Here is a 12,608-nt window from a genome sequence, read left to right on the forward strand (position 1 = left end):
TGCCGGGGTGCCGGGGTGCCGGGGAGGCTAGGAGGCGAACAGCCGCGTTCCCCACGCCGCGTGCGCTTGTGCCCCCGTCTCCAGCAGTGGCGCCGACCCGGCGGGCAGTGCGTCGGTCCCGTCCTCGACGGCTCGGCGCGCCGCCTCCACCGCCCGGCCGGCGACGAGGTCCATCTCCGGCGCGAGCCGGGCGAGGACGCCCGTCGCGTCGAAGGGGTCCAGGCTCAGCAGGCGCACGGTCGCCGCCGCGGGTCCGCTCACGCTCTCGTACGCGGCGCAGTACGCGGCGTCGGCCGGTCCGAGGCCGGCCGCCCGGGCGGCCAGGCCCAGCACCACCGGCTGATGCGCGCCCTTGGGGAACTCCCGGGCGAGTGCGTCGAGTTCCCGGGAGGGCCAGGTGGTCCGCGCGGCCCGCAGCAACTGCCGTCCCAGCTTCCGCGCGGCGGTCCGCAGCGCGGGTGAGGGCGTACGGGCGTCCGCCGCACGGTCCAGCGCGACCGCGTCGAGCCCGAGCGCGGCAGCCGCGGCCAGCCCGGCCGCCGTCAGGCCCGCCGTGTGCAGCCGTCCCCGGCAGAACTCCCCGAGGCTCGCCGCCCCGGTGATGCGCCCGGCGCCGACGGCCGCCTCGGCGCCACCGGAGTGGGCGTGGCCGCCGGCCGGGAACCGCCCGTCGGCCAGGATCAGCAGCGTCGCACGCGACATGGGATCACCCCTGGCCGTCAGAAGAGGAAGTAGCGCTGGGCCATGGGCAGTTCCGCCGCGGGCGCGGCCTCGACCGGTCGGCCGTCGATGTGCACGGCGAAGCTGTCGGGGTCGATCCGCACGTCGGGCCGGGCGTCGTTCTCCCGCATGTCGGCCTTGGTGACGCCGCGGGTGGACTCGATCGGCACGAAACGCTTCCCGAGGCCGAGCCGTTCGGGCAGGCCGTCGTCGAGGGCGAGGGGCGCGACGAAGTTGACGGAGTTGGCGGCGGGCGCCCGGCCGATCGCCCCGAACATCGGACGCGGCAGGATCGGCTGCGGGGTGGGGATGGAGGCGTTCGCGTCGCCCATCTGCGCGTACGCGATCTGCCCGCCCTTGAGCACGAGCAGCGGCTTGACTCCGAAGAACGCCGGTTCCCACAGCACCAGATCGGCCAGCTTGCCGGTCTCCACCGAGCCGATCTCGCGGGCGAGGCCCTGGGCGAGGGCGGGGTTGATCGTGTACTTGGCGACGTAACGGCGTACGCGGTGGTTGTCGGCCCGCCCGTCCCCGGGCAGCGCACCCCGGCGCAGCTTCATCGCATGGGCCGTCTGCCAGGTGCGCAGGACGACCTCCCCGACGCGTCCCATCGCCTGGGAGTCGGAGGAGATGATCGAGATGGCACCGAGGTCGTGCAGCACGTCCTCGGCCCCGATGGTGGACGGCCGGATGCGCGACTCGGCGAAGGCCAGGTCCTCCGGCACGGCCGGGTTGAGGTGGTGGCACACCATCAGCATGTCGAGGTGTTCCTCGGCGGTGTTCACGGTGAACGGCCGGGTGGGGTTGGTGGAACTGGGCAGCACGTGCGGCTCGGACACCACGGTCATGATGTCCGGCGCGTGGCCGCCCCCGGCGCCCTCGGTGTGGTAGGCGTGGATGCCGCGCCCGGCGATCGCGGCGAGCGTGTCGCCGACGAAGCCGGCCTCGTTGAGGGTGTCCGTGTGGATGGCGACCTGGATGCCGGTCCGCTCGGCGACGGTCAGCGTGGCGTCGATGACGGCCGGGGTGGAACCCCAGTCCTCGTGGAGCTTCAGGCCGAGCGCGCCGCCCCGGATCTGCGACAGCATCGCCTCGTGGGAGACGGTGTTGCCCTTGCCGAGCAGGCCGATGTTGAGCGGGTGGGCCTCCATCGCCTCCAGCATCCGCGCCAGGTGCCAGGGGCCGGGTGTGACGGTGGTGGCCTTGGAGCCCTCGGCCGGGCCGGTGCCGCCGCCGACGAGGGTCGTGATGCCCGACGCGAGGGCCTCGTCGGCGATCTGCGGGCAGATGAAGTGGACATGGGCGTCGATGGCACCGGCGGTGAGGATGCGTCCGTTGCCGGAGATGATCTCGGTCTCCGGGCCGATGACCAGCTCGGGGTGGACCCCGTCCATGGTGTCGGGGTTGCCGGCCTTGCCGATGCCGGTGATCCGGCCGTCGCGGATGCCCACGTCGGCCTTGACGATCCCCCAGTGGTCGACGATCACCGCGCCGGTGACGACGGTGTCCGGCGTGCCCTCCGCCCGGGTGGCACGGGCCTGGCCCATGGACTCGCGGATGACCTTCCCGCCGCCGAACACGGCCTCGTCCCCGGCGCGTCCGGGCCCGCCGGAGCGGTCCTCCTCGATCTCCACCAGCAGGTCGGTGTCCGCCAGGCGGATCCGGTCACCGGTCGTCGGGCCGAACAGGTCGGCGTAGGCGGCACGCGAGAGCTCAGGCATCGAGGGGACCTCCCGTCCGGCCGCGCAGGCCGGGCACGATCCGGGCCCCGGCGAGCGGGACGAGTTCGACCTCGACGGGGATGCCGGGCTCGAAGCGCACGGCCGTCCCGGCGGCGACGTTCAGCCGCTTGCCGCGCGCCGCGACGCGGTCGAACTCCAGACCGGGGTTGGCTTCCGCGAAGTGGTAGTGGGAGCCGACCTGGACGGGGCGGTCGGCGGCGTTGAGGACGGTGAGCCGGGTGACCTCGCGGCCGGAATTGCACACGATCGGCCCGTCGGCGAACAGGATCTCTCCAGGAATCACTGCGGTACCCCGTCAGACGATCGGGTCGTGGACGGTGACGAGCTTGGTGCCGTCCGGGAAGGTGGCCTCGACCTGGACGTCGTGGATCATCTCCGCGATGCCCTCCATGACGTCGTCCCTGGTGAGCAGTTGGCGGCCGGAGGACATCAACTCCGCGACGGTGCGCCCGTCACGGGCCCCCTCCAGGAGGTGCGACGTGATCAGGGCGACCGCCTCGGGGTGGTTGAGTCGCAGGCCGCGGTCCCGGCGCTTCCGCGCCACGTCGGCCGCCACATGGATGAGCAGACGCTCCTGTTCGTGCGGGGTCAGCTGCACGTCCCACCTCAGTCCTCGCTCCGGACCGTGCGGGGTCCGGTGGCCGCCGCCACGGGGCGACGAGCCGGGTGGCGTGCGCGGCAGGCTAGTGGGGCCGCGTTTCGGGTGCGTTAACCGCGTGGCACTCCGCCGGCGGCGGCGGACCGGCCCTCCATGCTCATCAGCGCCCGCAGTCCGTCCCGCAGGATCTCCACCGGGGCCGGGCCGAACAGGGACTGCTGGGCGATGAAGCCGAGCACGGAGGCGATCATCGTGCGGGCCACGTCGTCCGGCTCGACGTCCGCCCGCATCATCCCGGCCTCCTGGTAGGCCTGGACGATCCTGCCCCAGGACGCGCGGACCGAGCCGTAGCCCTCCCGGAGCAGGGCCGCCAGCTCCTCGTTGCGCAGGGTCTCCGTCCACACCTGGATCACGAGCCGGGGGAAGGCGGGCCTGCCGTCCACGACGAGGGACTCCCGGGCGCCGAGCGTCCTGCCGAGCACGGAGGCGACGAGTTCGTCGGGCGGCGGGGGCGGGGCCTGACGGGCCGCCTCCTCGAAGGCGTCCCGGACCGAGCCGAGGACCTCGGTCACGATCGCGCCGATCAGCTCCTCCTTGCCGCTGAAGTAGCGGTACACCGCACCCGCCGAGAGGTCGACCTCCTTCAGCACGTCCTGCATGGAGGTGGCGTGGAAGCCGTTGCGGGCGAAGCAGAGCGCGGCGCCGTCGAGGATCTGGCGGCGGCGGGCGTCGAGGTGTTCCTGGGACACGCGGGCCATGGCCCCTAACGTAAAACGAATATTCATTCTTGACAAGGACGCACCCCGGGAGGACGGTGGAGACAGCAAAACGAACGATCCTTCTTTTTAGTCCAGACCTCTCCCTCCAGGAGACCCTCATGTCCTCCCGAGCCCGCCCGCTGATCGCGGTCGTCGTCCTCGTGCCCGTCGTCGCCGCCCTGGCCCTGTGGGCCTTCGCCTGGCCGGCCTCCCGCACGGCCCCCCGCGATCTGCCGCTGGGCGTCGCCGGACCGCCCGCCGCGGCGGCCCAGGCCGAACGGCAGCTCCAGCAGCACGAGGGAGCTTTCGAGATCCACCGCTACGCCGACGAGGCAGCCGCCCGCGACGCCATCGAGGACCGGAGCGTCTACGGCGCGATCGTGGTGACGCCCCAGGGGCCCGAGCTGCTCACGGCCTCCGCGGCCGGGCCGGCCGTCGCCCAGTTCCTGCAACAGGCCGTGGCCCGGCAGTCCTCCGCCGAGGGCACCCCGGTGCGGACGGTCGACGTGGTGCCCACCCCTGCGAGCGATCCCCGCGGCGCGGTGCTGAACGCCGCCGTGCTCCCGCTCGCCCTGGCCGGGATCGCGGCCGGCGCGGCGGTCACTTTGCTGGGGCTGCGCGGCGTCCGCGCCGTGACGGCACTGCTCGCGGTGTCCGCCGCGGTGGGTGCGGTCGCCGCCGGGATCGCGGACAGCTGGCTCGGCGCCCTCGCCGGCGACTGGTGGGTGGAGGCCTCGGCGCTCGGTCTGTCCACCCTGGCCGTCGGCGCGGCCGTCGCGGGTCTCGCTGCCCTGATCGGCCCCGCCGGCACAGGACTCGGGGCGGCCCTGGTGATGCTGCTGGGCAACCCCTTCTCCGGAGCCACCTCGGCCCCGCAGATGCTCCCGGAGCCGGCCGGGGCCATCGGCCAGTGGCTGCCGCCGGGCGCGGGTACGGCGCTGCTGCGCTCGGTGTCCTACTTCGACGGCGCCGCGGCAACCGGGCCGGCGCTCACTCTGGCCTGGTGGGCGGCGCTGGGACTGGGGGCCGTCCTGCTCGGCGGCACCCTGCGCGCCCGCAAGAAGGGCGGCGCCCCCGCCGAGGAGCGGCGCGACCTCGCAACGGTCGGCTGACCGCCGGCGACGGCCGTCGCCGGGCGACGGCACCCTGACGACCGTGCATCCCCGCTGTAGCGGACGGGGGTGCACGGTCCTGCCGTGCTCCTACGGAGTCCGGCACCGGACCCCTGCGGGGGTTCTTGCGGGGGCGCGACGACCTTCGCCGGGGAAGGGCCGCCCGCGACCGCAGGTACCGATGCGACTGCCCGCCCTGGCCTGCCGACGCGCCGTGCTCCCGGCGCGCTCCTGGTGCTCCGTCAGCCGGGCCGGCCGAGCCGGTGAGCGGGCGGCCGGTGAGCGGGCGGCCAGTGATCCCCTGGTGCGGGTGGAGGAGCCGACCCGGTCGAGGGCGAGCGAGGGCGGGCGAGGGAGGGCCGGGCGGGAACCGGCCCCGCCGCTCGGGAAGGCTGAGCTGATCGGTCGTTACCTCGGCGTCGTCGACCTCCTCGGACGGGCCAACTCGGCGTGTCGCGCTCACCCTGATGCACCAACGGGGGAAGACGGACTCGCGCGGCGCCACGCCGGACCGCGTTCCGACGCGTGCGGGACGGCGAGCCGCGCACCGCCCGGGTCACCCTTCCGCCGCGGTCCGCCAGTTGAGGGGGGGTGCACCACCCGGAACACGCCGACCGGCGGAGCGTCCGGCTCCGAGCCGAAACCGACAAAATGGCGTACCCCTGTTCGGAGTAGACACGCGTCCGGACTTCGGGTGGCTGAAGTTGCGCAACGGGCCTGGCCGCGGGGCGGAATTGGACATTCCATCCCTGGTCGGACCGTCCACGACGGGGTGGACGGTGGCTCGAACACAGACGTGTCCACCCGAACGGGTGAGTGGTGAGTAACAACACAAATCCTCGGTTCCGTTGGGATTTCGGGACAGCCATGAGTCAAGATCCCTGACTGACGACAAGCCCCCGCCACAGCGGCGGGGCGATCCGGGCGGACGCCGAGTCCTGCCGCCGCCCGGATGACCGGTCGACAGGAGTGGATCGGCAGGAGTGGAGGACCCAAGCACGACGGGTCGCCGGGACGGTCACGCCATGACCGGGTCCGAGCAGCCCTTGGGGTGAAGCCGCGTCAGCGGCCGGGCAACTTCGCCAGCCCGAATCCGACAGGTCATCCTTCACAGGCGGCTGACGAAGGGTTGCGCATGACTGCGCTCAATCGTGTCCCGTCGCTCATGGCCCGTGCCGGTACGGCCTCGGCTCTCACCATCGCCGCCGTCGGCGGCTCGATAGTGGCGCCCGGCTTCTCGTCCGAGGCCGCGGCAGCCACCCCGGCGACCAAGGCACTCCAGATCGCGGCCTCGAAGAAGGGATCGCCGTACAAGTACGGGGCCACCGGTCCGCACCGGTTCGACTGCTCCGGGCTGACGCTGTACTCGTTCAAGAAGGCGGGCAAGAAGCTGCCGCGCACGGCCGCCCAGCAGTACAACAAGACGCGCCACATCTCCGCCAAGAGCCGCAAGGCCGGGGACCTGGTCTTCTTCCACTCGGGCAAGAACGTGTACCACGTCGGTATCTACGCGGGTAAGAACAAGCTGTGGCACTCCCCCAAGACCGGGGACGTGGTGCGACTGCAGAAGATCTGGACCAAGAGTGTCTGGTACGGGCGCGTGAAGTGACCGCCCGGCGTGCGGCGGCGTCCTGACGCGCCGCCGCACGCCGTGGGCGTGAAGGCGGCTCCGACGGATACCCGTGAGGTCACCCAGACGGACGTGCAGATCCCCTTCCTGCCGTCGCTGGCCCTCACCGCGCGCTTTCGCCTTCAGCGGCTCGGCCCTGCTGGTGGTGGTGGACGTGACCATGGGCCGCAAGGCCGGGATCGCGGCGAGTGGGGCCACCAGCCCGGCTCCCTCAGAGCGCGCACGGAGGCCCCGGCCAGGCATCGCCGAGCGGGAAGGGGTCCCGGGGGCCGAACGAAGGGTGATCAGGGGCTGTCCGCGGAGGTCCGTCGGAGTTCTAGGGTTCCTGAGGTCCCCGGGACGGTACCGGCTGGGCCGGGATGATCCAGGGCAGTTCGATCGTGATGGTCTTGCCGCCCTCGCGGGTCGGCCGGATGCGCAGCTTGCCGCCGCATTCCGCGGTCAGCCACCGGATGATGACCAGGCCGCGCCCGTTGTCCTGCTGGACCGCGGCGGGCAGGCGCCTGGGAAGGCGCGGATGGCTGTCGGTGACGCCGATGCGCAGATGCTCGTCACGGTCGAGCACGACGTCCACCGTGAACGTGGGCGACTGGCCGAAGGTGTGCTGGACGGCGTTGGTGGCCAGTTCGGAGATGATCAGCCGGACGGTGTCGGACACCTCCGTGTCGGCCGGCAGGCCCCACTCCGCCAGCGTGCCCACCACATAGGCGCGCGCCGCGGGGACCGAAGCGGGATCGCTCGGCAGAGTGACGGATGCTTCCAGATGGTCTGCCATGGCGACGTCGTCCCTTTCCCACGGCACCGCGGTCCGACACCACGCGGATGGTTCGAGTACGGTCCCGGACTGGTGCTTCCGTCGCCAGAGTGCCACCAGAACACCCCCGAAGGACGGCGATCCACCAAGATATGCATATATCTGTCGCCCGAAGCGGTGAACTCTGCGACGCGAGACCGTATATGGGTGGTCCGGAAGGAGTAAGGAGAAGCACATGCAGCACGGTCCCGCGGTGCGCCGCCGGAAACTGGGCGCCGAACTGCGCGCCCTGCGCACGTCGGCGGGGCTGACCAGCGGTGAGGCGGCCCGGCTGGTGGGCTGGCACCAGTCCAAGGTCAGCCGGATCGAGACCGGCACGAGCGGGGTGAAACCGGCCGACGTGCGGTTACTGCTCGACGCCTACGGCGTGGCCGATTCCCAACTGCGCGAACTGCTCGCGGTGTTGGCGGGTTCGGACGACGGTGGCGGGCGGCACCACTGGTGGCACGCCTACCGCGGTGTGCTGCCCCCGACCTACCGGGACTTCATCAGTCTGGAGTCCCAGGCCACCGCGATGCGCACGCTGGAGACCACCGTCGTCCCCGGCCTGCTCCAGACGCCCGAGTACGCCCGTGCGGTGACCAGGGCGGCGGTGGGGAACGTGCCGGAGGACCGGCTCGACACCCTCGTGGAGGTGCGCCTCGCCCGGCAGGACGTGCTGCGCGCGGATCCGCCGCTGGAGTTGAGCGCCGTCCTGGACGAGGCGGTGCTGCGCCGGGAGGTGGGCGGCCCGGGGGTCATGGCCCGGCAACGGGAGCGACTGGTGGAGGCGGCGCGGCTGCCCCACGTACGGCTTCAGGTTCTGCCGTTCGCCGCCGGTGCACATATCGGGGTGACCGGACCTTTCGTTATCTTGTCATTTTCGAGCACTTCTGATCTGGACGTGGTTGTTCTCGACCACTTGACGAGTAGCCTCTACCTCGAACGGAAAGAAGACCTCCGGGCCTACACGGAGGCCTTCAACTCCCTTTTGATCCACGCCCTTTCGCCCGAGGATTCGTTGGATTTCATCGCCGGGACATCCACCGGCGCATAAGGAGGCACCATGCGTGCACTGCCTCGTCATGTCCCCTCGAGCCGCGCACTGCACGGTGTGCGGTGGCTGCGCAGCAGCTACAGCACCGGCGCGAACAACTGCGTCGAGACCGCGCGTCCGGACGCCCCGCCGTGGGCCGGACTGCTCGCCGTGCGCGACTCCAAGGCCCCGGACGGGCCCGCGCTGCTCTTCTCACCGCGGAGCTGGGCGGGGTTCACCGCCGGCCTGGACCGTCTGTGAAGCCCGTCTGTGAAGCCCGTCTGTGAAGCCCTTTTGATCAGCCGCTTCAGGCGCTGCGTCAGCTGCCTCAGCCGCTGAAGAGGCCCGTCCCCCGTCCGATCAGTCCGTCATCGTGCCGACGCACGGCCGTGTCACGCCGACTCATGGTCGCGTCTCGCCGATCACTCGTACAGCGCGTTCGATCTGTTCACCGGTCAAGTCCGCGCGGGCGGTCAGCCTGAGCCGGGAGATGCCGTCGGGCACGGAGGGAGGACGGAAGCAGCCCACGGCCAGGCCCGCCGCGCGGCATTCGGCCGCCCAGCGCACCGCGTCCTCGGCCGAGGGCGCCCGCACCGAGACCACCGCGGCGTCGGGGCGTACCGCCTCCAGACCCGCGGCGCTCAGGCGTGCGTGGAGTTCGCCCGCCACCTCCCGGGCCCGGGCGGCCCGTTCGGGCTCGCGGCGCAGCAGCCGCAGCGCCGACAGGGCCGCCCCGGCCGCGGCGGGGGCCAGGCCTGTGTCGAAGATGAACGTCCGCGCCGCGTTGACGAGATGGTCGACGACCCGCGCGGGACCCAGGACGGCTCCGCCCTGGCTGCCGAGCGACTTCGAGAGGGTGACCGTCGTGACGACGTCCTCGGCGCCCGCGAGCCCCGCCGCGTGGGGCGCACCCCGGCCGCCCTCCCCCAGGACGCCCAGGCCGTGGGCGTCGTCGACGACGAGTCCGGCGCCGTGCTCGCGGCAGACGTGGGCCAGTTCCGTGAGCGGGGCGGCGTCGCCGTCGACCGAGAAGACGGTGTCGGAGACGGCGATCGCGGGTCCGTCGTGTGTCCTCAGTGCCTTGCGCACCGCCTCCGGTTCGGCGTGCGCGGCGACCTGGGTCGCGCCGCGGGCCAGCCGGCAGCCGTCGATGAGCGAGGCGTGGTTGCCGGCGTCGGAGACGATCAGCGAGCCGTGCGGGGCCAGCGCGGTGACGGCGGCGAGGTTCGCGGCGTATCCCGAGGAGAAGACCAGAGCCGCCTCGTAGCCGCAGAAATCGGCCAGTTCGCCTTCCAGCTCGGCGTGCAGTTCGGTGGTGCCGGTGACGAGCCGGGAGCCGGTGGCGCCGCCGCCCCAGACCCGGGCCGCCCGGGCCGCCCCCTCGGCCACCTCGGGATGGTGGGCCAGTCCGAGGTAGTCGTTGCTCGCGAGATCGAGGAGGGGCGAATCGGCCGGGCGGGGGCGCAGCGTCCGGACGAGTCCGGCGCTGCGGCGCCGCTGCGCCTGCTCGTCGAGCCAGCCGAACGCCATGGGTGGTCCTCCGCGGGATTTGTAGGCAGTGCACAGACACTAGCGGGACGACCAGCGGGTCACAGTGTGGCAATACCCACACGTCGAAGCCGATTGCTTGTGTGAAGTCTCCTTGGCCCGAAGCGGGTCCGTAGGACAGGATCGGCTCTCATGGACCTGCTGAACACGCTGGTGGACAAGGGGCTTCGGCGCGAGACGCCGACCCGTGACGAGGCACTGGCCGTCCTTCGGACGTCCGACGACGACCTCCTCGATGTGGTGGCCGCGGCCGGGAAGGTGCGCCGGCACTGGTTCGGCCGACGGGTGAAACTCAACTATCTCGTCAACCTGAAGTCGGGCCTGTGCCCGGAGGACTGCTCGTACTGTTCGCAGCGGCTCGGCTCCACGGCCGGGATCCTGAAGTACAGCTGGCTCAAGCCGGACCAGGCGTCCGACGCGGCGGCGGCCGGGGTGGCCGGAGGCGCCAAGCGGGTGTGCCTGGTGGCCAGCGGACGGGGCCCGACCGACCGCGACGTGGACCGGGTCTCCGAGACGATCAAGGCGATCAAGGAGAACAACGAGGGCGTCGAGGTGTGCGCCTGCCTGGGGCTGCTCTCCGACGGCCAGGCCGAGCGGCTGCGCGAGGCGGGAGCGGACGCCTACAACCACAACCTCAACACGTCCGAGGCGACGTACGGGGACATCACCAGCACGCACACCTACGCCGACCGCGTCGACACGGTGAACAAGGCGCACGCGGCGGGGCTGTCCGCCTGCTCGGGGCTGATCGCCGGCATGGGCGAGACGGACGAGGACCTGGTCGACGTCGTCTTCTCGCTGCGCGAACTGGACCCCGACTCCGTTCCGGTCAACTTCCTGATCCCCTTCGAGGGCACCCCGCTCGCCAAGGAGTGGAACCTCACCCCGCAGCGGTGTCTCCGGATCCTCGCGATGACGCGGTTCGTCTGCCCCGACGTGGAGGTCCGGATCGCGGGCGGGCGCGAGGTGCATCTGCGCACCATGCAGCCGCTCGCCCTGCACCTGGCCAACTCGATCTTCCTGGGCGACTACCTCACCAGTGAGGGCCAGGCCGGAAAGGCCGACCTGGAGATGATCGCGGACGCCGGGTTCGAGGTGGAGGGCACCGACCAGGTCACGCTGCCCGAGCACCGGGCCGGCGGCGGCTGCGGCAGCGGTGGCGGCGGCTGCGGTACCGAGGCGGCCGAGGGCACAGGCGCGTGCGGTTCCGGTGGGGCCGAGGGAGCGGGCGTGTGCGGTTCCGCGCCCGCCACCGAGCCCGCGTCCGCCCCCGAGCCCGCGTCCACCTCCGGGGCTGCGCCCGCTCCCCCTGCGGAGCCCGCTCCCGCCGGTCCCCGTACGGACCTGGTCGCCGTGCGCCGCCGGGGTGCCGGGACGGATCTCGCGCCCAATGCCTGAGCTGACGGTCCCCGAGCTGCTGGAGCTCGACCGGCGGCACGTCTGGCACCCGTACGGCCCCATGCCGGGGCAGCAGGAACCCCTCGCCGTGGAGTCCGCGAGCGGGGTGCGGCTGCGGCTGGCCGACGGCTCGGGCGAGCTGGTCGACGGGATGTCCTCCTGGTGGTCGGCGATCCACGGGTACAACCACCCCGTGCTGAACGAGGCCGCCCGCGAGCAGCTCGGGCGGATGAGCCACGTGATGTTCGGCGGGCTGACCCACGAGCCCGCCGTCCGTCTGGCGAAGCACCTTGTCGACATGTCGCCGGAGGGGCTGGAGCACGTCTTCCTCGCCGACTCCGGGTCGGTGTCGGTCGAGGTGGCGGTCAAGATGTGCCTGCAGTACTGGCGTTCCCTGGGCCGCCCCGGCAAGCGGCGGCTGCTGACCTGGCGCGGCGGCTACCACGGGGACACCTGGCAGCCGATGTCGGTGTGCGACCCCGAGGGCGGGATGCACGAGCTGTGGGCCGGGGTGCTCCCGCGCCAGGTGTTCGCCGACCCGCCTCCGGCGGAGTTCGAGGAGACCTACGCCGAGCACCTGCGCTCGCTGATCGCCGAGCACGCCGACGAGCTGGCCGCGGTGATCGTCGAGCCGGTGGTGCAGGGCGCGGGCGGCATGCGGTTCCACTCCCCCGCCTATCTGCGGGTGCTGCGCGAGGCGTGCGACGCGCACGACGTGCTGCTGGTGTTCGACGAGATCGCGACCGGATTCGGCCGTACCGGCGCGCTGTTCGCGGCGGGGCACGCGGCGGTCACGCCCGATGTGATGTGTGTGGGCAAGGCGCTGACCGGCGGCTATCTGACGATGGCGGCGACGCTGTGCACCGGGCGGGTGGCCGACGGCATCTCGCGCGGCGAGGTGCCGGTGCTCGCGCACGGCCCGACCTTCATGGGCAACCCGCTCGCCGCCTCGGTGGCCTGCGCCTCGATCGAGCTGCTGCTCGGGCAGGACTGGCTCGCGGAGGTCAAGCGGATCGAGTCGGGACTGCGCGACGGGCTCGCCACGGCCGCCGAGTACCCGGGCGTCGCCGACGTACGGGTCCTGGGCGCCATCGGCGTGGTCCAGCTGGACCACGCCGTTGACATGCGGGCGGCCACGGCGGCGGCCGTGCGCGAGGGTGTGTGGCTGCGGCCGTTCCGCGATCTGATCTACACGATGCCGCCGTACGTCACGGGCGACGCGGACCTGGCGCGGATCGCGCGGGCGGTGTGCGCGGCGGCGCGGGAGGGATGA

Annotated in this window: 13 protein-coding genes; 6 read left to right on the forward strand and 7 right to left on the reverse strand. The window is 72.4% G+C overall.

What is annotated here, in order from left to right; all coding sequences use genetic code 11:
* Positions 1–27: 27 nt before the first annotated feature.
* From ACZ6ZN_RS25205 to ACZ6ZN_RS25225, 5 genes are all read right to left on the reverse strand, one after another.
* Positions 28–702: an urease accessory protein UreF gene (locus ACZ6ZN_RS25205; protein WP_469649638.1), complete on the reverse strand. Its 675-nt coding sequence runs from the start codon at positions 700–702 to the stop codon at positions 28–30.
* A 17-nt stretch (positions 703–719) separates the two neighbouring features.
* Entirely contained in the window at positions 720–2,441 is a 1,722-nt protein-coding gene (locus ACZ6ZN_RS25210; RefSeq protein WP_469649641.1) for an urease subunit alpha, read from the reverse strand.
* On the reverse strand, positions 2,434–2,745 hold the full coding sequence (locus tag ACZ6ZN_RS25215) for an urease subunit beta (RefSeq protein WP_398108585.1): 312 nt from the start codon (positions 2,743–2,745) through the stop codon (positions 2,434–2,436). Before ACZ6ZN_RS25215 ends, ACZ6ZN_RS25210 begins: the two co-directional genes overlap by 8 nt.
* A gap of 12 nt (positions 2,746–2,757) precedes the next feature.
* Entirely contained in the window at positions 2,758–3,060 is a 303-nt protein-coding gene (locus ACZ6ZN_RS25220; RefSeq protein ID WP_398108586.1) for an urease subunit gamma, read from the reverse strand.
* A gap of 110 nt (positions 3,061–3,170) precedes the next feature.
* A complete protein-coding gene (locus tag ACZ6ZN_RS25225) occupies positions 3,171–3,818 on the reverse strand; it encodes a TetR/AcrR family transcriptional regulator (protein ID WP_469649644.1) in 648 nt (215 codons plus the stop codon).
* Positions 3,819–3,937: 119 nt separating this feature from the next.
* Here ACZ6ZN_RS25225 and ACZ6ZN_RS25230 point away from each other — a divergent pair, with 119 nt between their 5' ends.
* Together ACZ6ZN_RS25230 and ACZ6ZN_RS25235 are read left to right on the forward strand one after the other, a co-directional pair.
* Positions 3,938–4,930: an ABC transporter permease gene (locus ACZ6ZN_RS25230; protein ID WP_469649646.1), complete on the forward strand. Its 993-nt coding sequence runs from the start codon at positions 3,938–3,940 to the stop codon at positions 4,928–4,930.
* Between the two features lie 1,135 nt (positions 4,931–6,065).
* A complete protein-coding gene (locus ACZ6ZN_RS25235; protein WP_333929876.1) occupies positions 6,066–6,539 on the forward strand; it encodes a C40 family peptidase in 474 nt (157 codons plus the stop codon).
* A 337-nt stretch (positions 6,540–6,876) separates the two neighbouring features.
* Here ACZ6ZN_RS25235 and ACZ6ZN_RS25240 read toward each other — a convergent pair whose 3' ends face one another.
* Positions 6,877–7,335: an ATP-binding protein gene (locus ACZ6ZN_RS25240; RefSeq protein WP_469649650.1), complete on the reverse strand. Its 459-nt coding sequence runs from the start codon at positions 7,333–7,335 to the stop codon at positions 6,877–6,879.
* Positions 7,336–7,549: 214 nt separating this feature from the next.
* Here ACZ6ZN_RS25240 and ACZ6ZN_RS25245 point away from each other — a divergent pair, with 214 nt between their 5' ends.
* Both ACZ6ZN_RS25245 and ACZ6ZN_RS25250 read left to right on the forward strand, forming a co-directional pair.
* Positions 7,550–8,410 (forward strand): helix-turn-helix domain-containing protein, encoded by an 861-nt coding sequence (locus ACZ6ZN_RS25245; RefSeq protein ID WP_398108590.1) that lies wholly within the window; start codon positions 7,550–7,552, stop codon positions 8,408–8,410.
* Positions 8,411–8,419: 9 nt separating this feature from the next.
* The gene (locus ACZ6ZN_RS25250; protein ID WP_469649653.1) at positions 8,420–8,650 is read left to right on the forward strand and encodes a DUF397 domain-containing protein; all 231 of its coding nucleotides are present in this window, start codon (positions 8,420–8,422) and stop codon (positions 8,648–8,650) included.
* 141 nt (positions 8,651–8,791) lie between these two features.
* On the opposite strand, the gene ACZ6ZN_RS25255 is transcribed toward ACZ6ZN_RS25250, so the two are convergent.
* Entirely contained in the window at positions 8,792–9,919 is a 1,128-nt protein-coding gene (locus tag ACZ6ZN_RS25255) for an 8-amino-7-oxononanoate synthase (protein WP_469649655.1), read from the reverse strand.
* A gap of 150 nt (positions 9,920–10,069) precedes the next feature.
* On the opposite strand from ACZ6ZN_RS25255, the gene bioB reads away from it, so the two are divergent.
* Together bioB and ACZ6ZN_RS25265 are read left to right on the forward strand one after the other, a co-directional pair.
* A complete protein-coding gene (gene bioB / locus ACZ6ZN_RS25260; RefSeq protein ID WP_469649659.1) occupies positions 10,070–11,335 on the forward strand; it encodes a biotin synthase BioB in 1,266 nt (421 codons plus the stop codon).
* Positions 11,328–12,608, forward strand: a complete 1,281-nt coding sequence (locus ACZ6ZN_RS25265) for an adenosylmethionine--8-amino-7-oxononanoate transaminase (RefSeq protein ID WP_469649661.1) — start codon at positions 11,328–11,330, stop codon at positions 12,606–12,608. The genes bioB and ACZ6ZN_RS25265 overlap by 8 nt, the downstream gene beginning before the upstream one ends.

The sequence above is a fragment of the Streptomyces sp. NPDC053665 genome (assembly GCF_055585285.1).

Bases quoted from the DNA above. Each gene is read 5' to 3' on its own strand.
- ACZ6ZN_RS25205 (WP_469649638.1), bottom strand. From the start codon at position 702: ATGTCGCGTGCGACGCTGCTGATCCTGGCCGACGGGCGGTTCCCGGCC.
- ACZ6ZN_RS25210 (WP_469649641.1), bottom strand. From the start codon at position 2,441: ATGCCTGAGCTCTCGCGTGCCGCCTACGCCGACCTGTTCGGCCCGACG.
- ACZ6ZN_RS25225 (WP_469649644.1), bottom strand. From the start codon at position 3,818: ATGGCCCGCGTGTCCCAGGAACACCTCGACGCCCGCCGCCGCCAGATC.
- ACZ6ZN_RS25230 (WP_469649646.1), top strand. From the start codon at position 3,938: ATGTCCTCCCGAGCCCGCCCGCTGATCGCGGTCGTCGTCCTCGTGCCC.
- ACZ6ZN_RS25235 (WP_333929876.1), top strand. From the start codon at position 6,066: ATGACTGCGCTCAATCGTGTCCCGTCGCTCATGGCCCGTGCCGGTACG.
- ACZ6ZN_RS25240 (WP_469649650.1), bottom strand. From the start codon at position 7,335: ATGGCAGACCATCTGGAAGCATCCGTCACTCTGCCGAGCGATCCCGCT.
- ACZ6ZN_RS25245 (WP_398108590.1), top strand. From the start codon at position 7,550: ATGCAGCACGGTCCCGCGGTGCGCCGCCGGAAACTGGGCGCCGAACTG.
- ACZ6ZN_RS25250 (WP_469649653.1), top strand. From the start codon at position 8,420: ATGCGTGCACTGCCTCGTCATGTCCCCTCGAGCCGCGCACTGCACGGT.
- ACZ6ZN_RS25255 (WP_469649655.1), bottom strand. From the start codon at position 9,919: ATGGCGTTCGGCTGGCTCGACGAGCAGGCGCAGCGGCGCCGCAGCGCC.
- bioB (WP_469649659.1), top strand. From the start codon at position 10,070: ATGGACCTGCTGAACACGCTGGTGGACAAGGGGCTTCGGCGCGAGACG.
- ACZ6ZN_RS25265 (WP_469649661.1), top strand. From the start codon at position 11,328: ATGCCTGAGCTGACGGTCCCCGAGCTGCTGGAGCTCGACCGGCGGCAC.